General features: G+C 70.5%; 20 protein-coding genes and 3 pseudogenes. 14 read left to right on the forward strand and 9 right to left on the reverse strand.

All coding sequences use genetic code 11. The features are described from left to right. Positions 1-21 precede the first annotated feature (21 nt). Positions 22-351: a zinc ribbon domain-containing protein gene (locus tag QMK24_RS41655; RefSeq protein ID WP_502989138.1), complete on the reverse strand. Its 330-nt coding sequence runs from the start codon at positions 349-351 to the stop codon at positions 22-24. A gap of 124 nt (positions 352-475) precedes the next feature. Next, positions 476-553 (reverse strand): annotated as a pseudogene (locus QMK24_RS41660) (helix-turn-helix domain-containing protein); the annotation flags it as partial. 20 nt (positions 554-573) lie between these two features. On the opposite strand from QMK24_RS41660, the gene tnpA reads away from it, so the two are divergent. From tnpA to QMK24_RS02745, 3 genes and pseudogenes are all read left to right on the forward strand, one after another. Next, positions 574-1,005 carry an IS200/IS605 family transposase gene (gene tnpA / locus QMK24_RS02735; protein WP_283463421.1) on the forward strand — a complete coding sequence of 144 codons (432 nt, stop codon included), beginning with the start codon at positions 574-576 and terminating at the stop codon, positions 1,003-1,005. A gap of 126 nt (positions 1,006-1,131) precedes the next feature. Continuing rightward, positions 1,132-1,419 (forward strand): annotated as a pseudogene (locus QMK24_RS02740) (UTRA domain-containing protein); the annotation flags it as partial. Between the two features lie 3 nt (positions 1,420-1,422). Then, positions 1,423-2,184 (forward strand): GntR family transcriptional regulator, encoded by a 762-nt coding sequence (locus QMK24_RS02745; RefSeq protein WP_283463422.1) that lies wholly within the window; start codon positions 1,423-1,425, stop codon positions 2,182-2,184. A 50-nt stretch (positions 2,185-2,234) separates the two neighbouring features. On the opposite strand, the gene QMK24_RS02750 is transcribed toward QMK24_RS02745, so the two are convergent. Continuing rightward, on the reverse strand, positions 2,235-2,876 hold the full coding sequence (locus QMK24_RS02750) for a PH domain-containing protein (RefSeq protein WP_283463423.1): 642 nt from the start codon (positions 2,874-2,876) through the stop codon (positions 2,235-2,237). A 414-nt stretch (positions 2,877-3,290) separates the two neighbouring features. Here QMK24_RS02750 and deoC point away from each other — a divergent pair, with 414 nt between their 5' ends. The 4 genes and pseudogenes from deoC to QMK24_RS02770 form a co-directional block, all read left to right on the forward strand. Further along, positions 3,291-4,307, forward strand: coding sequence for a deoxyribose-phosphate aldolase (gene deoC / locus QMK24_RS02755; RefSeq protein WP_283463632.1), 1,017 nt, complete (start codon positions 3,291-3,293; stop codon positions 4,305-4,307). 5 nt (positions 4,308-4,312) lie between these two features. Further along, positions 4,313-5,743: an aldehyde dehydrogenase family protein gene (locus tag QMK24_RS02760; protein ID WP_283463424.1), complete on the forward strand. Its 1,431-nt coding sequence runs from the start codon at positions 4,313-4,315 to the stop codon at positions 5,741-5,743. Beyond that, complete coding sequence (locus QMK24_RS02765; protein ID WP_283463425.1) at positions 5,736-6,608, forward strand: aldehyde dehydrogenase family protein; 873 nt, start codon at positions 5,736-5,738, stop codon at positions 6,606-6,608. The genes QMK24_RS02760 and QMK24_RS02765 overlap by 8 nt, the downstream gene beginning before the upstream one ends. Positions 6,609-7,312: 704 nt before the next feature. Further along, positions 7,313-7,729 (forward strand): annotated as a pseudogene (locus QMK24_RS02770) (uridine kinase); the annotation flags it as partial. Between the two features lie 161 nt (positions 7,730-7,890). Here QMK24_RS02770 and QMK24_RS02775 read toward each other — a convergent pair. Then, positions 7,891-8,706, reverse strand: a complete 816-nt coding sequence (locus QMK24_RS02775) for a SigE family RNA polymerase sigma factor (RefSeq protein ID WP_283463426.1) — start codon at positions 8,704-8,706, stop codon at positions 7,891-7,893. Between the two features lie 230 nt (positions 8,707-8,936). Here QMK24_RS02775 and QMK24_RS02780 point away from each other — a divergent pair, with 230 nt between their 5' ends. The 4 genes from QMK24_RS02780 to QMK24_RS02795 are packed head-to-tail and all read left to right on the forward strand — an operon-like array spanning position 8,937 to position 12,314. After that, positions 8,937-9,614 (forward strand): response regulator, encoded by a 678-nt coding sequence (locus tag QMK24_RS02780; RefSeq protein ID WP_187144990.1) that lies wholly within the window; start codon positions 8,937-8,939, stop codon positions 9,612-9,614. Continuing rightward, on the forward strand, positions 9,611-11,110 hold the full coding sequence (locus QMK24_RS02785) for a sensor histidine kinase (protein ID WP_283463427.1): 1,500 nt from the start codon (positions 9,611-9,613) through the stop codon (positions 11,108-11,110). The genes QMK24_RS02780 and QMK24_RS02785 overlap by 4 nt, the downstream gene beginning before the upstream one ends. Continuing rightward, positions 11,107-11,775 carry a hypothetical protein gene (locus QMK24_RS02790; RefSeq protein WP_283463428.1) on the forward strand — a complete coding sequence of 223 codons (669 nt, stop codon included), beginning with the start codon at positions 11,107-11,109 and terminating at the stop codon, positions 11,773-11,775. The genes QMK24_RS02785 and QMK24_RS02790 overlap by 4 nt, the downstream gene beginning before the upstream one ends. A gap of 53 nt (positions 11,776-11,828) precedes the next feature. Next, on the forward strand, positions 11,829-12,314 hold the full coding sequence (locus QMK24_RS02795) for a VanZ family protein (RefSeq protein WP_283463633.1): 486 nt from the start codon (positions 11,829-11,831) through the stop codon (positions 12,312-12,314). Positions 12,315-12,351: 37 nt separating this feature from the next. Here the strand turns inward: QMK24_RS02795 and QMK24_RS02800 are convergent, their stop codons facing one another. From QMK24_RS02800 to QMK24_RS02810, 3 genes are all read right to left on the reverse strand, one after another. Continuing rightward, the gene (locus tag QMK24_RS02800; RefSeq protein ID WP_283463429.1) at positions 12,352-13,074 is read right to left on the reverse strand and encodes a hypothetical protein; all 723 of its coding nucleotides are present in this window, start codon (positions 13,072-13,074) and stop codon (positions 12,352-12,354) included. 114 nt (positions 13,075-13,188) lie between these two features. After that, positions 13,189-13,527 (reverse strand): hypothetical protein, encoded by a 339-nt coding sequence (locus tag QMK24_RS02805; RefSeq protein ID WP_283463430.1) that lies wholly within the window; start codon positions 13,525-13,527, stop codon positions 13,189-13,191. Between the two features lie 104 nt (positions 13,528-13,631). Then, entirely contained in the window at positions 13,632-14,798 is a 1,167-nt protein-coding gene (locus tag QMK24_RS02810) for an adenosine deaminase (RefSeq protein WP_283463431.1), read from the reverse strand. 100 nt (positions 14,799-14,898) lie between these two features. Here QMK24_RS02810 and QMK24_RS02815 point away from each other — a divergent pair, with 100 nt between their 5' ends. Then, on the forward strand, positions 14,899-15,675 hold the full coding sequence (locus QMK24_RS02815) for an alpha/beta hydrolase (protein WP_283463432.1): 777 nt from the start codon (positions 14,899-14,901) through the stop codon (positions 15,673-15,675). 4 nt (positions 15,676-15,679) lie between these two features. Here QMK24_RS02815 and QMK24_RS02820 read toward each other — a convergent pair whose 3' ends face one another. Next, complete coding sequence (locus tag QMK24_RS02820) at positions 15,680-16,627, reverse strand: LysR family transcriptional regulator (RefSeq protein ID WP_283463433.1); 948 nt, start codon at positions 16,625-16,627, stop codon at positions 15,680-15,682. A 119-nt stretch (positions 16,628-16,746) separates the two neighbouring features. Here QMK24_RS02820 and QMK24_RS02825 point away from each other — a divergent pair, with 119 nt between their 5' ends. After that, positions 16,747-18,027, forward strand: coding sequence for an MFS transporter (locus tag QMK24_RS02825; RefSeq protein WP_283463434.1), 1,281 nt, complete (start codon positions 16,747-16,749; stop codon positions 18,025-18,027). A 182-nt stretch (positions 18,028-18,209) separates the two neighbouring features. Here QMK24_RS02825 and QMK24_RS02830 read toward each other — a convergent pair whose 3' ends face one another. After that, positions 18,210-18,524 carry an ATP-binding protein gene (locus QMK24_RS02830; protein WP_349307837.1) on the reverse strand — a complete coding sequence of 105 codons (315 nt, stop codon included), beginning with the start codon at positions 18,522-18,524 and terminating at the stop codon, positions 18,210-18,212. A 170-nt stretch (positions 18,525-18,694) separates the two neighbouring features. Between QMK24_RS02830 and QMK24_RS02835 the strand changes: the two genes are divergently transcribed. After that, entirely contained in the window at positions 18,695-19,909 is a 1,215-nt protein-coding gene (locus QMK24_RS02835; protein ID WP_283463435.1) for a helix-turn-helix domain-containing protein, read from the forward strand. The last annotated feature ends 46 nt before the right edge of the window (positions 19,910-19,955 follow it).

Here is a 19,955-nt window from a genome sequence, read left to right on the forward strand (position 1 = left end):
CCCTTTGACATCCTCTCCGCCCTAAAGGGCGGTGATTCCCTCCGTGCCGCGCACGGATGGCGCGGTGTTTGGGTGGGTTCGTGCTTCATCGCGCTGTGTCGGAACAGGTTCCGGTCTTACCTGTGCTCCACGGGCGTTTTGGGTCTCCGCCTGTCCGGCGGCGGCCTTGGATCCTTCGGTTCGGATGTTGCGGGCCGCGTTCACGTCCCGGTCGTGGACGGTGCCGCATTCCTGGCACGTCCATTCGCGGACGTTCAGGGGCTTGGGGCCGTCCCTGAACCCGCAGGTCGGTTTCCAGATCCCGAAGGGACTGTTGCCGGACCACGGACGACACTTCACCGAGCCAAGCACGCTCGGGAGTCTTCTTGCTCGCGGTCAGCCGCTTGGACAGCCCGGCTGCGGTGACGAACGGCAACTCCTCCGCACGGGCGTCCTCACGGATGCGAAGCGCATCGTTGAAAACGACCCGGGCACATCCGGACGCGCGGGCCAGCGACGAACGCTGACCTGCGGTCGGGTATATCCGGAACGAGTACCGGAGCTGCATACCCATGATCGTACTACAGTTGGCTTATGTCACCACGGTGGAATCCAAATCCCGATGTACGCACTGGACGCCACGTCGTCTACAACCTGCATGTCCACTTGGTTTTCGTCACCAAGTACCGACGCAAGGCGTTCACCGACGCCATGCTGACCAGATGCGAGGAGATCATGCGGGAGGTCTGCGCCGACTTCGAAGCCGAGCTGAAGCAGTTCAACGGCGAACAGGACCACATCCACCTACTGGTGCACTACCCGCCCAAGGTCCAGCTCTCCAAGCTCGTCAACTCCCTCAAGGGCGTCAGCTCACGACGCCTGCGCCAGGAGTACGACAGCCACGTCCGCCGGTACCTGTGGGGCGGACACTTCTGGTCCGGGTCCTACTTCGCCGGGTCCTGCGGCGGCGCACCGCTCACCGTCGTCCGCCAGTACATCGAGAACCAGCAACGCCCAACATCCTGACCGTTACCCCGGAGGCACACGGAACTCCGGCGCCTCGCGCCTCCAGGCCAAGGATGCGCTTCACCCCCGCCCCAAAGGGCGGAGCACCGCGCAAGATCAGAGGTAGAACCCGCCGACTCGTACTACCCGGCCGGTATCGCGGCCGGCACCAGGCTCGCCGAGCCGAAGAAGGTGCCTGGAGGAGCGGTCACGCTGCTCGCCCGGCTCGGCTACATGGCGGGGCGCGTCGAGGAGGCGGTCATCGCGCGCATGCCGACCGCAGCCGAACGGGAGGCGCTTCAACTCGACGACCGGGAGCCGGTGATGCTTCTGTCGCGGCTTATCCTCTCCGGTGACGGTGAACCGATGGAGGCCTGCGTGATGACCATGACCGCAAGCGATCGGGTGCTGCGCTACCGGCTTCGGCTCGGCTGACGCATGCCCCGCTGGAGTGACCCCCGGCCCGCCCACCAGCAGATCGCCGCACAACTGCGCGACCGGATCATGGCGGGCCGCTTGGAGCCGGGCAGCAAGCTGCCCTCGACCCAGCAGCTCATGGAGGAGTTCAGCGTCGTCGGCACCACTGTGCAGAAGGCGCTCCAGGTCCTGAAGGCCGAGGGCTTCGCCGTGGGGCACCCCGGCAAGGGGGTCTTCGTCCGTGAGCAGCCGAACCACACCATCGTCCCGGCCTCGTACATGCCGCCGTCGGAACGTGGCGCGCCCGATCGCTGGATGGAGCAGGCGGCAGCGCGGTCGCGGACCGGTGCGACCCGGATCCTCGACGTCGCCGAGGTCCCGGCGCCGCGTGATGTCGCGCGGGCCCTCGGGCTGCCGGACGGCGGCATCGCCGTACTCCGGTCCCGGCTCATGCTGCTCGATGACGAACCCGCCGAGCTCGTGCACTCGTACTACCCGGTCGAGCTGGCCCGCGGGACGCGTCTCACCGACCGCCGACGCGTCCGCGGCGGATCACCGACGCTCCTCGCCGAGCTGGGCTACCCGCCCCGGGAGTTCGTCGACCGAGTCTCCGCGCGTCCCCCGACCACCGAAGAATTCACCGCTCTGGAGCTGCCTGCCGAGGTGTGTGTACTGCGGACCTTCCGGGTCGTCTACTCCGATGAGGCCCGCCCCATCGAGGTCTCCGTGATGGTGAAGGCGGGGCACCTCTACGAACTCGAATACCGCTTGTCCGCGACCTGACGCGGCCGACGGGCCGGGGGCCCAGCGGGCTCGGATGGGCTCGGATGGGCTCAGCCGATGGCGATCAGGACGGCGAGGACGATCACTCCGGTCACGATCGGGGCGATGACCTCGTAGGCCCAGCGGACGCTGACCTCGCCCTGTGCGCCTGGCCTGGTGGCGTTGGTTTCCGCGAGTTCGCGCAGCTCGTCGACGACCTGGTCGGACCAGGCGCGCACCGGTCCGTCCTGGGCGCCGGTTCCGGAATACTTCCGGGAGGTCTCCGTCGCCGAGCGGGCCGCCTGCCGGGCGACCCGCTTGCGGGCCCGCAGGGACACGGGGACCGCCCACATCTGGTACTGGTTGCCACCTGCGAAGACCTCGGTCGAGTAGCCCGCCCGCAGGTGCTCCACCGCCGCCCACGGCACGGTGATCGTCCGGAACGGATTGCGGATCCGCAGCCGGTCCTCGCCCGCGTAGACGGCGGGCCGGATGGTGAAGGCCGCCAGCAGCGGCAGGGCCGCCAGCAGTCCGGCGAGCGTCAGCCACGGGGTGCGTCCCGAGCCTCTCAGCACCGCGTCGCCGCCGAGCCACAGGGAGAGTGCCAGCAGCAGCACACCGGTGACGATGCCGGCCATCGACCGGTAGGAGCGGTCGTCGTACTTCGGCCGGTCGGGCTGCGGGGTCGGCGCGGGATTGTCGGAACTCGTCATAAGGCCCGATTCTGCCTGACGGGCGCCCCGCGCCAGGTCGCGCACACATTGCGGTACGGCATCGGGTGGCGGACCCGCCCCTCCGTACCCGCCCTCCCGCGCGTACCCGCCCCTCCACACCCACCCTCCGCGCCTACCCGCCCCTCCGTCCCACCCGTCGCGCGGCGGAGAGCGGACGGAGGGGGACGGGCGCGCAGGGGTGGGGGTCCGAAATGCTGCCGAGCCAAGCTATTTGTGGGCCGCCAGGCCCGTAAATAGTCGATTTCGGACCCCTGCCCCGGAGCGACCGGCCCCCGGCCCACCACCCACCCACACCTCCCCGCCGACGGCACGCGCCGAGCGCCCGGCGGCGAACGAATACCCGGGGTGGTGGTGACAGGCCGCTACGCGCGTAGATATGCTGATGTGGTGACCATGCCCACTGTTCCCGCTTTCGGCCCAGAAGCCGCGGCCCGGCTGGCGACGATGGCGGACGTGACCGCCTCGGACACCGCGCTCCGCCGCTTCCTGCACGGACTGCCCGGTGTCGATGCCGTCGGCCTCGAAGCCCGTGCCGCGACTCTCGGCACCCGATCGATCAAGACGACGGCGAAGTCCTACGCCATCGACCTGTCGATCTCCATGATCGATCTGACCACGCTCGAAGGCGCGGACACCCCCGGCAAAGTCCGGGCGCTGTGCGCCAAGGGCATCCATCCGGATCCCACCGACCGCACGACCCCCAAGGTCGCCGCGATCTGTGTCTATCCGGACATGGTGAAGACCGCCAAGGAGGCACTGCACGGATCCGGCATCAATGTCGCGTCCGTCGCCACCGCCTTCCCTGCCGGCCGCACCGCGATGCCCGTGAAGCTCGCCGACACCGCCGACGCGGTGGCCGCGGGCGCGGACGAGATCGACATGGTCATCGACCGCGGCGCCTTCCTCTCCGGCCGCTACATGCAGGTCTTCGAGGAGATCAGGGCCGTCAAGGCGGCCTGCGTCCGTCCAGGGGGCACCTCCCCGGAGGCTGGGGGAGGCAGCGCCGCCCACCTCAAGGTGATCTTCGAGAACGGCGAGCTGGCGACGTACGACAACATCCGCCGCTGCTCCTGGCTCGCGATGCTCGCGGGCGCCGACTTCATCAAGACGTCCACCGGCAAGGTCGCGGTGAACGCCACCCCGCCCAACACCCTCCTCATGCTGGAGGCCGTGCGCGACTTCCGCGAGGCGGTCGGTGTGCAGGTCGGCGTGAAGCCGGCCGGCGGCATCCGCACCACCAAGGACGCCATCAAGTACCTCGTGATGGTCAATGAGACGCTCGGCGAGGAGTGGCTGTCCCCCCACTGGTTCCGGTTCGGAGCCTCCAGCCTGCTCAACGATCTGCTGATGCAGCGTCAGAAGATCAGCACCGGCCGCTACTCCGGTCCCGACTACGTGACGGTGGACTGACCGACATGGCATTTGAATACGCACCCGCACCCGAGTCCCGCGCGGTCGTCGACATCGCCCCGTCGTACGGGCTCTTCATCGACGGCCAGTTCAGCGAGGCCGCCGACGGCAAGGTCTTCAAGAGCGTCTCGCCGAGCAGCGAGGAAGTCCTCTCCGAGGTCGCGCACGCCGGGGCCGAGGACGTCGACCGGGCCGTGAAGGCCGCCCGCAAGGCGTTCGAGAAGTGGTCCGCACTGCCGGGCGCCGAGCGCGCCAAGTACCTCTTCAGGATCGCCCGCATCGTCCAGGAGCGCTCCCGCGAGCTGGCCGTGCTGGAATCACTGGACAACGGCAAGCCGATCCGCGAGACCCGCGACACCGACCTGCCGCTGGTCGCCGCGCACTTCTTCTACTACGCGGGCTGGGCCGACAAGCTCGGCCACGCCGGCTACGGTGCCGACCCGCGCCCGCTGGGAGTCGCCGGCCAGATCATCCCGTGGAACTTCCCGCTGCTGATGCTCGCCTGGAAGATCGCCCCGGCGCTCGCCGCGGGCAACACGGTGGTGCTCAAGCCCGCCGAGACGACCCCGCTGAGCGCCCTGTTCTTCGCGGACATCTGCCGCCAGGCCGGTCTCCCCAAGGGCGTCGTCAACATCATCACCGGCGACGGCTCCACCGGCGCGATGCTCGTGGAGCACCCCGACATCAACAAGGTCGCCTTCACCGGCTCGACCGAGGTCGGCAAGGCCATCGCGCGTTCCATCGCCGGCACGGACAAGAGGATGACGCTGGAGCTGGGCGGCAAGGCCGCCAACATCGTCTTCGACGACGCACCGGTCGACCAGGCCGTCGAGGGCATCGTCAACGGCATCTTCTTCAACCAGGGCCACGTCTGCTGCGCCGGCTCCCGCCTCCTGGTCCAGGAGTCCGTGGCCGACGAGGTGCTGGACGCGCTCAAGCGCCGGATGCGGACCCTGCGCGTCGGTGACCCGCTGGACAAGAACACCGACATCGGCGCCATCAACTCCGCCGAGCAGCTGGCCCGGATCACCGAGCTCACCGCGGCCGGCGAGGCCGAGGGCGCCGAGCGCTGGGCGCCGGACTGCGAGCTCCCCGCCGCCGGCTTCTGGTTCCGCCCGACGCTCTTCACGAACGTCACCCAGGCGCACCGCATCGCCCGCGAGGAGATCTTCGGCCCGGTGCTGTCCGTGCTGACCTTCCGTACCCCGGCCGAGGCCGTCGAGAAGGCCAACAACACGCAGTACGGGCTGTCGGCAGGCATCTGGACGGAGAAGGGCTCGCGCATCCTGTGGATGGCGAACCAGCTCCGGGCGGGCGTCGTCTGGGCCAATACGTTCAACAAGTTCGACCCGACCTCGCCCTTCGGCGGCTACAAGGAATCGGGCTTCGGCCGCGAAGGCGGCCGTCACGGCCTGGAGGCGTACCTCGATGTCTGATACTCGGCTGAGCGTGTTCAAGACGTACAAGCTTTACGTGGGGGGCAAGTTCCCCCGCAGCGAGAGCGGGCGGGTGTACGAGGTGACCGACTCCAAGGGCAACTGGATCGCCAACGCGCCGCTGTCGTCGCGCAAGGACGCGCGTGACGCGGTCGTCGCCGCCCGCAAGGCGTTCGGCGGCTGGTCGGGCGCGACCGCGTACAACCGCGGCCAGATCCTCTACCGCGTCGCCGAGATGCTGGAGGGCCGCCGCGAGCAGTTCACGGCGGAGGTCGCCGCCGCCGAGGGCATCTCGAAGTCCAAGGGCGCCGCCCAGGTGGACGCGGCCATAGACCGCTGGGTCTGGTACGCGGGCTGGACCGACAAGATCGGCCAGATCGTCAGCTCCGCGAACCCCGTCGCCGGACCGTTCTTCAACCTCTCCACCCCCGAGCCGACCGGCGTCGTGGTGCTCGTGGCCCCGCAGGCGTCATCCTTCCTCGGTCTCGTCTCCGTGATCGCCCCGGCGATCGCCACCGGCAACACGGTCGTCGTCGTGTCGAGCGAGAAGTCGCCGCTGCCCGCGCTGTCGCTGGGCGAGGTGCTCGCCACCTCGGACCTGCCCGGCGGCGTCGTCAACATCCTGTCGGGGCGCACGGCGGAGATCACCCCGTCGCTCGCCGCCCATCAGGACGTCAACGCGATCGACCTGACGGGCGCGGACGCCGGCCTGGCCAAGGAGCTGGAGATCGCCGCGGCCGACAACCTCAAGCGCGTCCTGCGGCCCCGCGCCGCGCAGGACGGCGACTGGTCCGCCGACCCCGGTACCGACCGCCTCACGGCCTTCCTGGAGACCAAGACCGTCTGGCACCCGATCGGCATGTGAGGCCGCATCCGACCGGCGGCCGAGGTCGGCACCCGATCGGCATGTGAGGAACGTCTCCATCCACCGGCGCCCCTCGCGGGGCAGGCTTCTCCCGCGGGGGGTGTTCCGTTGTCACGTACCCGTTCACCGGGCCGGCGGCTCTCCCCGCGCCGGCGCGCCACCGTCGGAGGATCCCTGTGTGGGACGGCTTCACCGGGGTTCTTCCCTACGCGGCCTTCAGCGCGTTCCTGTGCTTCCTGGTGCTGTCCGTGCCGGTGTGGCTCGGGCGTGGCAAGGCCCGCGCGATCGCCGCCGGGCGGCCGGTGCGGATCCCCTGCCAGCTGCTCGGTGACGAGCCCCCGTACGCCGGGGAGTACGAGCGCGGCGAGTTGGTGGTCCTGTCCGGCGGGCCGCTGTACTTCCTGTCCCGCGGCGGTCCCGTGCTGGAACTGCCACCCGGCGGCACCTTCGAACGCACCCTGTACGCCCGCGCCGAGCCCGGGTCCGGTTACGGGCCCTGGTCGGGCCGCCGGATCGTGCGTACCGCGCTCGTCCACCGGACGCCGTCGGGCGGCAGCCTGCGGATCGAGACGGCCCGGGGTGACAGCCGCGCCCTGCGGGCCGCCCTCCAGGCGCGTCCCACCGGGCGGCCCGCCCCACGCCGGCTTCCCGCGCGGCTGCCGGTCTGGTGCGCCGTCCTGGGCGTCGTGGCGCTGCTCGGCGCCGTACCGGTGACCTCGATCGCCGTGTTCGGCCGCCAGGTCGCCGCCCATGTCACCTCGAACACCGGCGAGATCCATGTGGCGCTGGACGGTTCGCCGCTCTTCGTCGCCGAGGGGATCTTCGCGGCCGACATCACGGAGCGGTGCCGCGAGCTGGGACTGCTGGCCGACACGCTGTGCCTGCGCGGCCGTCCGGCGGTCACGGCCTGGCGGCGGTTCCGGCGTGATCTGGCGGAGGGCCGCAAGTCGGTGCCGGTCCTGCTGCGCAGGGGCTGGCGGCTGATGCGCGGCGAGCGGGCGATCGTGGCCCGGCAGACGGCGCTGGGCGCGTTCGCGTGCGCACAGGACGAGGCGATGCGGCGGATCATCGCGCTGCCGGTGGTGTCGCCGAGCCCGGCGGAGATGCCGGTGGACGCGTAAACGCTTCAACGCAAAGGTGCGGGGCCAGGCACTCCCCCCGGATTGCCCAGCCCCGCACCCACCGCGCTCCCCCGACCGCGGTTTCCCCCGTACCCCCCGGTTTCTCCCCCGTTCCCCCCAACCGGTCCCCCCACCGGTGTCTCTTGGGACGGTCCGAACCGTCAGGCCACCAGCTCGCCGAACGACTCGTCCGCGTCGCGGCCGAAGCTGAGCGCCTCGTCCTCACGCATCCGGCGCAGCGAGCGCCAGATGCTGCTCTTCACCGTGCCGACGCTGATGCCAAGGATGTCGGCGATCTCCGGGTCGGTCCGGCCCTCGTAGTAGCGGAGCACCAGCATCGTGCGCTGGGTCTCGGGAACCTTGGCGAGCGCCTGCCACAGGACGGCGCGCAGTTCGGTGCCACCCATCGCGTCGGACTCGCCGACCGTCTCGGGCAGTTCCTCCGTCGGGTACTCGTTCAGCTTGCGACGGCGCCAGGCGCTGATGTGCAGGTTGGTCATGGTGCGGCGCAGGTAGCCGCCGACGGCCGCCTTGTCGCTGATCCGGTCCCAGGCGCGGTAGGTGGAGAAGAGCGCGCTCTGCAGCAGGTCCTCGGCCTCGTAGCGGTCACCGGTCAGGTGGTAGGCGGTGGCGTAGAGGGAGGCGCGGCGCTGCTGGACGTAGGCGGTGAACTCCGCTTCCGCCAGGCTGTCGTGCCGCTGCACCGGAATCGTCTGCGTGGCGGTCGTGGTGCCCGTCACGTTCGCGGTGCCCGTAACGGTCGCGGTGCTCGTGGCACTCGCGGCGCCGCCCTCGATCGCCGTCATGTACGGCGGCCGGTTGCGGACCACCTGGCCGGCCGGCTGGCCCTGCTGTCGTCCGGTGCCGCGAGCGCACCCCCGCCCGCCCGCGGCACCGGACTTCCCTTCGTTCCGGCCGGCGGTGTGCGGGCGCGGCTGAAGGACTGCGGTGGTGGTGGTGCTGTGCAGTGCGTTCATGTCGCGCCCCCGTCGGTGGAACCGTCTTGGTGATATCCGGCGTCGGAATCCGTGTGGACGCCTGCCTTGGGTCCAAAGACTGCCGGGTCAGTTTCATGGCGCTGTCCGCCGAGTGTCACAGGCCCGTCACAGAGACTTCCGGTTCACGCAGAGTGAGCCGGGGAGTGATCGGCGAGGTGAGATCGCCCCGTGCTCGATACCTGGGCTTCCGGTAGGTCACAATGACCGGCGTGCCTTTCCTGTTGCTTATCGAGGATGACGACGCCATCCGTACGGGCCTTGAACTCGGTCTGTCCCGCCAGGGCCACCGTGTGGTGGCCGCGGCGACGGGCGAGGACGGCCTGAAGCTGCTCAAGGAGCAGCGCCCGGACCTCATCGTGCTGGATGTGATGCTTCCCGGCATCGACGGCTTCGAGGTGTGCCGGCGGATCAGGCGTACCGACCAGTTGCCGATCATTCTGCTGACCGCGCGCAGCGACGACATCGACGTCGTGGTGGGCCTGGAGTCGGGGGCCGACGACTACGTCATCAAACCCGTCCAGCCCCGGGTGCTGGACGCCCGGATCCGCGCCGTGCTGCGGCGCGGCGAGCGGGACAGCACGGACTCCGCTGCCTTCGGCTCCATCGTGATCGACCGTTCCGCGATGACGGTGACGAAGGACGGCGAGGACCTGCAGCTGACGCCGACCGAGCTCCGGCTGCTGCTGGAGCTGAGCCGCCGCCCGGGCCAGGCCCTGTCCCGGCAGCAGTTGCTGCGGCTGGTGTGGGAGCACGACTACCTCGGTGACTCGCGGCTGGTCGACGCCTGTGTTCAGCGGCTCCGCGCGAAGATCGAGGACGTTCCGTCGTCCCCGACCCTCATCCGCACGGTCCGCGGTGTCGGATACCGCCTGGACACGCCGCAGTGACGGACCGGTTCTTCGGCTGGGCCTCGGGTCTGCTGCACTGGACCAGCCTGCGACTGCGGCTGGTGGCGGTGTTCGCCGCGGTGGCGCTGACGGCCGCGGTGTCGGCCTCCGGGATCGCGTACTGGCTGAACCGCGACGCGGTGCTGACCCGTGCGCAGAACTCCGCGCTCAACGACTTCCGCGACTCGCTGCGGCGCAACGCGGCCTCGCTGCCGGTCAATCCGCCGTGCGAGGGGCTGAAGAACGCCGCCGACGCGATGGGCGGACCCGGCAGCTACGCGGTCCTGCTGATCGACAAGACGCCGGACAACGGGCCGTGCGCGGCGCCGTCCAGCCGGGACCTCTTCACCCTCGACGATGTGCCGAAGGCGCTGCAGGAAGCGGTGAACACCCGGCACAAGGCGCAGGACAACAAGTACCACCTGCACTGGCTGCGGATCTCGCTGCGCGGCACGCCGTACCTCGTGGCCGGCGCGAAGATCATGGACGACGGCCCGACCGGCTACATGCTCAAGTCGCTGGACGCCGAGCGCAAGGACCTCAACTCCCTCGCCTGGTCGCTGGGGATCGCCACGCTGCTCGCCCTGATCGGCTCCGCGCTGCTCGCCCAGGCCGCCGCATCCACGGTGCTGCGGCCCGTGAAGCGGCTCGGTGACGCGGCTCAGCAGCTCGGCGAGGGGCAGCTCGGGACCCGGCTGAAGGTGTCGGGCACGGACGAGCTCGCGGAGCTGTCCAGGACGTTCAACAAGGCGGCGGAGGCCCTGGAGACCCGGGTGGAGGAGCTGAGCGACCGGGAGGCCGCCAGCCGCCGCTTCGTCGCCGACATGTCGCACGAACTGCGGACCCCGCTCACCGCGATCACCGCCGTCACCGAGGTGCTGGAGGACGAGGCAGACTCGCTCGACCCGATGATCGCGCCCGCCGTGCGCCTGGTGGTCAGCGAGACCCGCCGGCTCAATGAACTCGTGGAGAACCTGATGGAGGTCACTCGCTTCGACGCGGGCACCGCCAGGCTGCTGCTCGACGAGGTCGACGTGGCCGACATGGTGACCGCGTGCATGGACGCCCGCGCCTGGCTGGACTCCGTCGAGCTGGACGCGCCGCGCGGCATCTTCGTACGCCTCGACCCGCGCCGCCTCGACGTGATCATGGCGAATCTGATCGGGAACGCGCTCAAGCACGGCGGCTCCCCGGTCCGGGTGTCGGTGCGTACGGTCGACGACCAGCTGGTCATCGAGGTCGCGGACAACGGTCCCGGCATCCCGGAGGACGTACTTCCGCATGTCTTCGACCGGTTCTACAAGGCGGACGCCTCGCGCGCCCGCTCGGAGGGCAGCGGACTCGGCCTGTCGATCGCGATGGAGAACGCGCACATCCACGACGGCGACATCACCGCCGCGAACGCTCCCGGCGGCGGGGCCCTGTTCACGCTGTACCTGCCGGTGCGGCCGGCAGAGGCGCTGCCCGAGGGCGACGAGGACGGCGGCCGGCCATGAGAACCCTGACGCCTCCTCTGAGGCACCGTGCCCGCGCTTCCCGGGCCAGTACGTTCCGGGCCGCCGCGCTGCTCGCGGCCCTCGTCACGGCCGTCACGTGCGGCTGCGGCATCCGTACGACCAGCGTGCCGGTGGACGCGGGCCCCGCGCCCACCCGGGTGTCGTGCGCGGCACCGGTGGCGACCGATCCGCCGGGGACGCCCGGCACCACCGTCATGAAGGTGTATCTGGTGTGCAGCGCGCTGGCCGCGGAGGTCGCGCGCACCGTCACCACCGGCTTCGCCGGAGTGCACCCCGCACCGGTGGACCGGCTGGCCGGCGCCCGTGAGCTGCTCGGCCAGCTGCAGCGCCGCCCGTCCGCCGCGGAGACGGACTCCGGGTTCGCCTCCGAGGTGCCCGGGAGCCTGGATGTCACCGGTCCCGCGCCCGGCGACCCGAAGGACGCTCTGCGGCTGAGCCAGGCCCTCGACGAACTGCCGTCCTTCGCCCTCGCCCAGATCGTGTGCACCTTCGCGGCCTCACCCGTGGTGAGCGCCGACGGCCGCTCGGTGCTCCTCGGCGGCCCCGGTCGGATCACCGGGGATCCCGTCAAGCGCTACACCTGCACGTCCTCGCTGCGCACCAGGCCGGACGCGACGGACACGGCGGGAACCGCCGTGCGCTGAATGGCGTCATTCCCGACGTGCAGCCTGAAGCCTCGATTCCGAAGGTGCGCGCGATGGGCCTGGTGCTCACCGCCGCGCATCTGTCCTTCGTCGGATGGCTGATGCTCCGGCCGCACTACGTCCCCTGGGTGGCGGCGCCCAATCTGCGCCCGTTCGGCACGATCCGCGCCGATCTGCAGATGGAGCCCTTCGAGGCCGCCCGGCGGCTCCTCGAAGGCCTGCTGCTGCTCGCCCCGCTCGGCGTCCTGCTGCCGATGGCAGGGGGCCGGATCCGGTCCCCCAGTGCCGGGTCCTTCGCCCGTACGGTCTTCGCGGGCCTGATGGTGTCGCTGTCGCTGGAGTTCCTGCAGACGGTGGTGCCGGGCCAGATCTTCGACGTCGACGCCCTGCTGCTGAACACCGCGGGCGTCGCGCTGGCGTATCTGGCGATCGTCCCCGCGGCGCGGCGGATGCTGCGCCGCCGCGGGTTCGGCGCGCTCACGCGCTCCCGGTCCCAGGGGTCGTCCCCGAGAGCCACCAGGGTCGGGATCGCCCCGTAGAGCGGCCCTGGCCCGGTGAACCGTGCCGGCCACGGCGCTAGCCCCGCTTGCTGAGCGGCGCGCCCAGTTTCCCCAGCTGCGCGGTGACGACCGCCTTCGGGACGTCGAAGCTGTGCGCCAGGGTGCTGTCCGCCCCGCGGAAGCAACTGACGGTCGAGCCGGTACGGATCACGACGAAGTCCTGCCGCGCGCCCGGTCCGCCCGCCGCGAAGCCCAGGGCGAAGCGCAGATCGTCATCGCCCGTCTTGAGCGCGGGCCGCCCGGCGACCGCCACGGTCGCTCCGGTGACGCCGCCGATGACGGGCTTGAAGCCCGATCCGCACGCGCGCACCGCGGTACGCAGACCCGCGAGCGCCTTCTGGGCTCCCCCGGTGCCGTAGACGGAGAGAGTGACGGTGACACCCCGGCCGACCGCCTTCGGGTCGGCCGAGGCGAGTGTCCTGGCGACCGTCTCCTTGGCACCGGCCGCGGGACGGCCGGACAGCAGGTCGGCGAGCGGCTGGCACTGGCGCTTGTCGGACACCGTGGCGTCTGCCGCGGAACCGCCGGGCACGGCGCCGGTCACCGTGAACCCCGGCACGTCCCCCGGACGGAGCGCCGCCCGCTCCAGGGCGGTGCGGGTGGGCAGCGGCGACGGGGTGGTGACGCTCGGCCCCGGGGTGACGCCGGTTCTGTCGCTGCCGGACGATCCGCCACAGGCCGTGACCAGCAGCAGGGGCGCCAGCAGCGCGATCCCGGCGATCCTCTGGGGTGTGTGCACGCGCGGAGCGTAGCAAGCGCGACGGGCCGTACCCCGCCGTGGCAGGCGGGGTACGGCCCATGGGTCGCGACACGATGCGCGGGTTGATCGCGGACGGGTCCGCGGTGGGGTGGATCAGCCGCCGAGCAGGCCACTGGTGGGCAGGCCGCTGGTGGGCAGGCTGTTGGTGGCCAGTCCGCTGGTCGGCAGGCCACCGGTCGGCAGGCCGCCGAGGAGACCGCCCACCGGGTCCTTCTGGGCGTTCGGGGTCGCGGTGTTGTTCCCGGTGATCTGGGAGGCGACCGGGAGGGTCTTGGCGGCGTCGGCGAGCGGCAGCCCGCCGAGCAGGGAGGTCGCCGAGGCGAGGCCGTCGACGGCCGGGAGGGCGGCGGCCGAGGCGGAACCGGCGGCGGCAGCAACGAAGGCGACGCCGAGAGCGGCGGCACCAAGGGTCTTCATGGTTCGGGTCGTCATGGCTCCGGAACGTAGTCATGACGTCACGAAGGGTGCAAGCGGGGAAAACATGTGCGGGCGCGGCCGTAACCCCTGGTTCCCGGCCGCGCCCGCACGTCCCCCGATCAGTCCTGCGACGCGGCAGATCCGCTGGCCAGGGCCGGTGTGGCGATGGTCTGCTGGAACAGCCACTCCGCCTTCAGCTCGGCGTATCCGGGCTTGATTACGTCATTGATCATCGCGAGACGTTCATCGAAAGGGATGAATGCTGATTTCATCGCATTGACGGTAAACCACTGCAGGTCGTCGAGGGTGTAGTCGAAGGCCTCGACCAGGTGCTCGAATTCACGGCTCATGCTCGTGCCGCTCATCAGCCGGTTGTCCGTGTTCACCGTGACGCGGAAGTGCAGCCGGCGCAACAGCCCGATCGGGTGTTCCGCGTACGAGACGGCGGCCGCCGTCTGCAGGTTGGACGTCGGGCACATCTCCAGCGGGATCCGCTTGTCGCGGACGTAGCTGGCCAGCGGGCCGAGCTTGACCGTGCCGTCCTCGGCGACCTGGATGTCGTCGATGATGCGGACACCGTGGCCGAGCCGGTCGGCGCCGCACCACTGGAGTGCCTGCCAGATGGACGGCAGGCCGAAGGCCTCTCCCGCGTGGATCGTGAAGTGGTTGTTCTCCCGCTTGAGGTACTCGAAGGCGTCCAGGTGCCGGGTGGGCGGGAAGCCCGCCTCGGCGCCCGCGATGTCGAAGCCGACCACGCCCATGTCCCGGTAGCGGTTGGCGAGTTCGGCGATCTCGAGCGAGCGGGCGGCGTGCCGCATCGCGGTCAGCAGGGCGCCGACGCGGATGCGGTTGCCGTCCTCGCGCGCTCGTCGCTCGCCTTCGCGGAAGCCCTCGTTGACCGCCTCGACGACCTCTTCGAGGGTCAGGCCGGCTTCGAGGTGCTGCTCGGGGGCGTAACGGATCTCGGCGTAGACGACACCATCGGCCGCGAGGTCCTCGGCACACTCGGCTGCGACTCGCACCAGCGCCTGGCGGGTCTGCATGACCGCGCAGGTGTGGGCGAACGTCTCCAGGTACCGCTCCAGCGAACCGGAGTCGGCGGCCTCGCGGAACCAGGTGCCGAGCTTGTCCGGATCGGACTCGGGCAGACCGGCGTAGCCGGTTTCGCGGGCGAGGTCGACGATCGTGCCGGGGCGCAGCCCGCCGTCGAGGTGGTCATGGAGGAGCACCTTGGGCGAACGACGGATCTGGTCCGGGGTCGTGGTGCTCGTTTTCTGGCTCTGCATTCACGAACGATACCGCCTACGCGCGTAGATCACCTGTCGTGACCGATTATTTTCCGTCCCGCCATGTAGCGCACACCACTGCGTCTGCCATCGTTGGGCCATGGCTTCGCAAGCATTACCGGCGCGGGGCGCCCGGCTCGGCAGGCCGGTCGCGCCGGGACTCGTCCCCGCCCCCCGTCGCGAGACCGGGCACACGGTCCACGCCGCGATCCTCATCCTTCCCGGCGGGGATCCTCTCAGCACCCGGCGCCGCTCTCCGCTGGCCGCCGCCCTCATGTGGCCCCTCGCCCGCCATCTGGTGCGCGAGGGCCGCGCCGAGGGTCTCGCCGCGCATGTCGTCCACTACCGCTTCCGCGGCTGGAACGGCGGCCACGCCCACCCCGCGGCGGACGCCGAGTGGGCCGTCGGCGAGACCGTCCGCCGCTACGGTGACGTGCCGGTCTGCCTCGTCGGCATGGACATGGGCGCCCGCGCCGCCCTGCACGCCGCGGGCCATCCCGCCGTCAACTCCGTGGTCGCGCTGTCCCCCTGGCTGCCCTCCGGCGGAGAACCCGATCCGGTGAAACAGCTCATCGGACGCCAGGTCCTCATCGCCCACGGCACCGACGACTACGACACCGACCCCGAGCTCTCCTACCGGCTCGCCGAACGCGCCAAGAAGGTCAACCGGGACGTCTGCCGCTTCGAAGTCCACACCGACGGCCACAGCCTGCACCAGCACCGCGCCGAAATCTCCGCCCTCACCACCGACTTCGTCCTGGGCTCCCTGCTCGGCCGCCCCTACGCCCGCCCCGTCGCCGACGCGCTCGCCGCGCCGCCGCCGCTCGGTCTGCGCATGCCACTGGCGGCCGGTTTCGGACAATCGCTGCGGACGTGAGGAGTCAGCGCGGCAACAGCTGACCCCGCCGGCTCAGCAGGAACTTCTTGAACGCCGCGACGGGCGCGGTGTCCGGATGGCCGTCGAGCCAGGCGACCCCGATGTAGCGGACCGCGCGCGGCGCGGAGACGGTCAGCTCGACCACGCCGGGCCGCGGCACCGCCGGGGGCGGAAGCAGGGCCACGCCGAGCCCCGCGGCCACCAGACCCCGCAGCGTCTCGGCCTCCTCGCCCTCGAACGCGACCTTCGGCACGAACCCGGCCTCCGCGCAGAGATCGTCGGTGATGCGCCGCAGACCGTACCCCGGTTCGAGGGCGACGAACAGATCCCCCGCGGCCTCGTCCAGCCGCACCCGCTTACGGGTCGCCAGCCGGTGGTCGGCGGGGACCACCAGCCGCAGCCGCTGCTCGTCCAGGCGGCGTACGACCAGGTCCGGCGCGTCGGGCGGCGGTGACGTCAGGCACATGTCCAGCTCGCCCGCCCGCAGCCGCTCCAGCATCGCCTCCGCGTAGTTCTGCACGAGCTGGAACTGCACGCGCGGATAGTCCGCGCGAAAGCCGCGCAGCAGCGCCGGGACGGTCTCGGAACCGAGGGTGTGCAGAAAGCCGAACGCGACCTTGCCGGTCTGCGGATCGGTGTCGACCCGTACCGCCTCGGCGGACCGCTCGACCTCGCCGAGCGCGCGCTCGGCGGACGCCAGGAAGGTCCGCCCCGCCACCGTCAGTTGCACGTTGCGGCCCCGGCGGGCGAACAGCGCGACCCCGAGGTCCTGTTCCAGCCGGACCATGGCGCGGCTCAACGTCGACTGCGGCATTCCGAGTTGCTGGGCCGCACGCGTCACATGCTCATGCCGGGCCACGGCGGCGAACTGGGCGAGCCGCGGCGCCAGCACGGCCGCCCAGGACTCGCCGTCAAGATCCGCGACAGCCGGCTGCCGCCCTGCTACGGACATGTCTTTTCCGTTACGAGGCGGTGACACAACCCCCGCTGACCTCTGCTCATGCACCATGGGATCAATACTGCACTGTTTGTGCATTGGACGCATAAAACCGGCGGCCGTAGGTTCGTGGCATGCCTCCCGCCGATACGAAGGCGTCCGCCGCACCGCGCGCGGGCGCCGCCACCCCGTTGTCTCCCGACACCACCGCCAAGCTCAGCCCCGGCAGCCCCGGCTACCGCCGCGCCAACTTCGCGCTCTTCGCCGCCGGTCTGGCGACGTTCGCGCTCCTGTACTCCACGCAGGCGCTCCTCCCCGCGATCTCCGCCGACCTCGCGCTCACCCCCGCGCAGGCCAGCCTCACGGTCACCGCCACCACCGCGGCGCTCGCCATCGCGCTGCTGCCGGTGAGCGCGCTCAGTGAGAAGTACGGCCGTACGGCGGTCATGACCGCGTCCGTCTTCAGCGCCGCGCTGCTCGCCCTCGTGATCCCCTTCGCCCCGGACCTCACCACGCTCGTGGTGCTGCGAGCCCTGCAGGGCGTCGCGCTCGCCGGGCTCCCCGCCACCGCCATGGCCTACCTCGCCGAGGAGATCCACCCCAAGGCCGTCGCCTCCGCGATCGGCCTGTACGTGGCGGGCAACAGCATCGGCGGCATGAGCTCACGCGTCTTCTCCGGCATCGTCTCCGAGGCACTCGGCTGGCGCACGGCGCTCTTCGTCGTCGGCCTCGTCGCCATCGCCTGCGCCGCCGCCTTCCGCCTCCTCATCCCGAGGGCCCGCCACTTCCAGCCCGGCCCGGTGAACCCGCGCGCACTGTGGCGCACCATCACCGGCCATCTGTCGAACCCGCTCCTGCGGCGGCTGTACGCCATCGGCCTGCTCTTCATGGCCGTCTTCGGCGCCGTCTACACCGTGCTCGGCTACCGTCTGATGGCCGAGCCCTTCGGGCTCTCCCAGACGGCCGTCGGCCTGATCTTCCTCGTGTACCTCGTCGGCACCGCCGCATCAGCCGGATCCGGCGCCCTCCTCGGCCGCCTCGGGCGGCGCGGAGCGCTGTACGTGGCGGTGGCCCTCGCCGGCGCCGGGTTGTTGCTGACCTTGTCGGCGTCCCTGACCCTGGTTCTCGCGGGACTCGTCCTGATCACCGCCGGCTTCTTCACCGGCCACGCCGTAGCGTCGTCCTCCGTAAGCCGCACAGCGACGACGGGCCGTGCCCAGGCCTCCGCGCTGTACCTGACGGCCTACTACATCGGCAACAGCCTCGGCGGCACGGTGGGCGCTTCCGCTTTCAACGCGGCGGGCTGGGACGGAACCGTCGCGTTCGCACTGGCGGCCCTGATCGGCGTAGCGTCGATCACCCTCTACGCAACCCGCCGCGCGGTTGTAGAACGCCGAACCGCGCTGGTCAGCTGACGGGGAACGACGGTTCGCCTGCGGCGGGCTTGGGGTTTGCGTTCGGGCGGTTGTCGGGTGCGGGGGCCGGGTTCTCCGGGGCGGCGGTTCGAAATCGCCTCTTTACGTTCCGGGCGGCCCATCGAATAGCTCGGCAGCATTTCGAACCCCCACCCCTGCGCCCCCGTCCCCCTCCGGCCGGATCACATCCCGTGGCTGTCGTCGGCGGTCAGGTGGGCCCATACGAGCTTGCCGACCCCCTCGCGCGCGTCCACACCCCAGCGTCCACAGGTCAGCTCCTGCACCAGGGCGAGACCGCGCCCCCTCTCGTCATCCTCGGACGCCTGCCGCATTTCCGACGGCTTCCCGTTCGCGTCATGGACCTCGATGCGCACGCCGCCCTCCAGGCGAATGATGCGCGTCTCGACCCGCCGCCCCGGCACCTGGCCGTGCACCACGGCGTTCGTCATCAGTTCGCAAGCTACTTGCGAAAGTACGTCCTTACGCAGTGTGGGGATGCCTGGTCAGAACGGTGATCGACACTTGACGTGACGGACTGGGCCGTGCGCCGGGGTGAGTGATCGGATGGAGTTTCGTGCCGACGTTGCCGTCACGGTTGTCGTCATGAAGGCGGCCCGGTTGGGCCTGATCGCTCCGCAAACGGCCAGCGACGGCGTAACTTCGAGTCATGGCGAATGACCACCTGGGCGACCGTATCGGCCGACTGCGCCGCATGGCCGACCTTACCCAAGAGGGGCTGGCCGAACGGTCCGGCGTATCCGTGGACGTGGTGCGCAAGCTTGAGCAGAAGCGGAAGCATTCCGCACGCCTGCCGACACTCCACGCCCTCGCCAAGGGCCTTGGGGTAGAAGTCACATCGCTGCTGGGTGATCCGCCCGGTGTGCCCTCCAACGGTGAGGCGGAGCCTCCCGCGCTCATCGCCGTGCGGCGGGCCATCATGCCGCCGCTGTTCACCGCTCCCCCAGAGCCTCGCGACGCTGAGGCGCTGTCGCTGTCTGTGCTGTGGGCGGAGATCGCTGACGCGTGGACGCTCTACCACGGTGCTGAGTTCAGTCGCGTCATGGACGTGCTGCCTGGCATCCTCGCGGACGCACGGCTTGTCGCTTCCGTAGGTACCGACACTGAACGGGCCGCCGGACAAGCTGCCTTGGGTAAATCCCTTCAGCTTGGCGGACACCTGGCCATCCGGATGGGCAAGACGGATCTCGCGCTGAGCAGCCTTGAGCGCGCGGCAACGGCAGCCGACCTGTCGGGTGATCCCCTGCTGGCTCCGATGATCTACAACTCGGTGGCATGGGCGTACCAACGGCAGAACCGGTTGGACGACGCACAAAATGTCGCCGTTCACGCCGCTGCCAAGGTGGAGCAGAGCAACGTGCGGACGGCGGAGGGCATCCGCGTGTGGGGCGGACTGCTGATGTCCGCTGCCACGAGTTCCGCCCGGTCCGGCGACTACGACACAGCGAACGACATGATGCGGACGGCCGAGCAAGCTGCGGGGCGGCTGGCCACCATGCCACCTCCGGCAGACAGCAAGCTCTTGAGCATCTTCAACAAGTCGTCGGTACGCATCGAACGGGTACGCCTCGCAGTCCAGCACGCGCGCCCCGATGAAGCGCTGAACCTCGCGCACGGGATGCGGCTCAGCCGCGACACTCCGCCCTCGTGGCGTACGTGGCTGCTCCTGGACGTGGCACGGGCCTACACCGATGTAGGGGACGCTGAGGGGGCGGTCAGGACACTGGAGCGGCTGCAACGCATGTCCCCGGCCTGGATGCGGCATCACACGCTGGCCGTGGCCATCGTGAACGACTTGAGATCGGGTCCTGCCAATCCGCCTGGCCTGCCCAAGCTGAGTGAGTTCTTGGGGATCTCCAACTAGGGCTGAAAGTGGGACGTTACGTCCCTGGGGTCGCCCCCGCTTACGC

Source organism: Streptomyces sp. PH10-H1 (assembly GCF_030063355.1).
Taxonomy (GTDB): Bacteria; Actinomycetota; Actinomycetes; order Streptomycetales; family Streptomycetaceae; genus Actinacidiphila.

Bases quoted from the DNA above. Each gene is read 5' to 3' on its own strand.
- tnpA (WP_283463421.1), top strand. From the start codon at position 574: ATGTCACCACGGTGGAATCCAAATCCCGATGTACGCACTGGACGCCAC.
- QMK24_RS02745 (WP_283463422.1), top strand. From the start codon at position 1,423: ATGCCCCGCTGGAGTGACCCCCGGCCCGCCCACCAGCAGATCGCCGCA.
- QMK24_RS02750 (WP_283463423.1), bottom strand. From the start codon at position 2,876: ATGACGAGTTCCGACAATCCCGCGCCGACCCCGCAGCCCGACCGGCCG.
- deoC (WP_283463632.1), top strand. From the start codon at position 3,291: ATGCCCACTGTTCCCGCTTTCGGCCCAGAAGCCGCGGCCCGGCTGGCG.
- QMK24_RS02760 (WP_283463424.1), top strand. From the start codon at position 4,313: ATGGCATTTGAATACGCACCCGCACCCGAGTCCCGCGCGGTCGTCGAC.
- QMK24_RS02765 (WP_283463425.1), top strand. From the start codon at position 5,736: ATGTCTGATACTCGGCTGAGCGTGTTCAAGACGTACAAGCTTTACGTG.
- QMK24_RS02775 (WP_283463426.1), bottom strand. From the start codon at position 8,706: ATGAACGCACTGCACAGCACCACCACCACCGCAGTCCTTCAGCCGCGC.
- QMK24_RS02790 (WP_283463428.1), top strand. From the start codon at position 11,107: ATGAGAACCCTGACGCCTCCTCTGAGGCACCGTGCCCGCGCTTCCCGG.
- QMK24_RS02795 (WP_283463633.1), top strand. From the start codon at position 11,829: ATGGGCCTGGTGCTCACCGCCGCGCATCTGTCCTTCGTCGGATGGCTG.
- QMK24_RS02805 (WP_283463430.1), bottom strand. From the start codon at position 13,527: ATGACGACCCGAACCATGAAGACCCTTGGTGCCGCCGCTCTCGGCGTC.
- QMK24_RS02810 (WP_283463431.1), bottom strand. From the start codon at position 14,798: ATGCAGAGCCAGAAAACGAGCACCACGACCCCGGACCAGATCCGTCGT.
- QMK24_RS02815 (WP_283463432.1), top strand. From the start codon at position 14,899: ATGGCTTCGCAAGCATTACCGGCGCGGGGCGCCCGGCTCGGCAGGCCG.
- QMK24_RS02820 (WP_283463433.1), bottom strand. From the start codon at position 16,627: ATGTCCGTAGCAGGGCGGCAGCCGGCTGTCGCGGATCTTGACGGCGAG.
- QMK24_RS02825 (WP_283463434.1), top strand. From the start codon at position 16,747: ATGCCTCCCGCCGATACGAAGGCGTCCGCCGCACCGCGCGCGGGCGCC.
- QMK24_RS02835 (WP_283463435.1), top strand. From the start codon at position 18,695: ATGGCGAATGACCACCTGGGCGACCGTATCGGCCGACTGCGCCGCATG.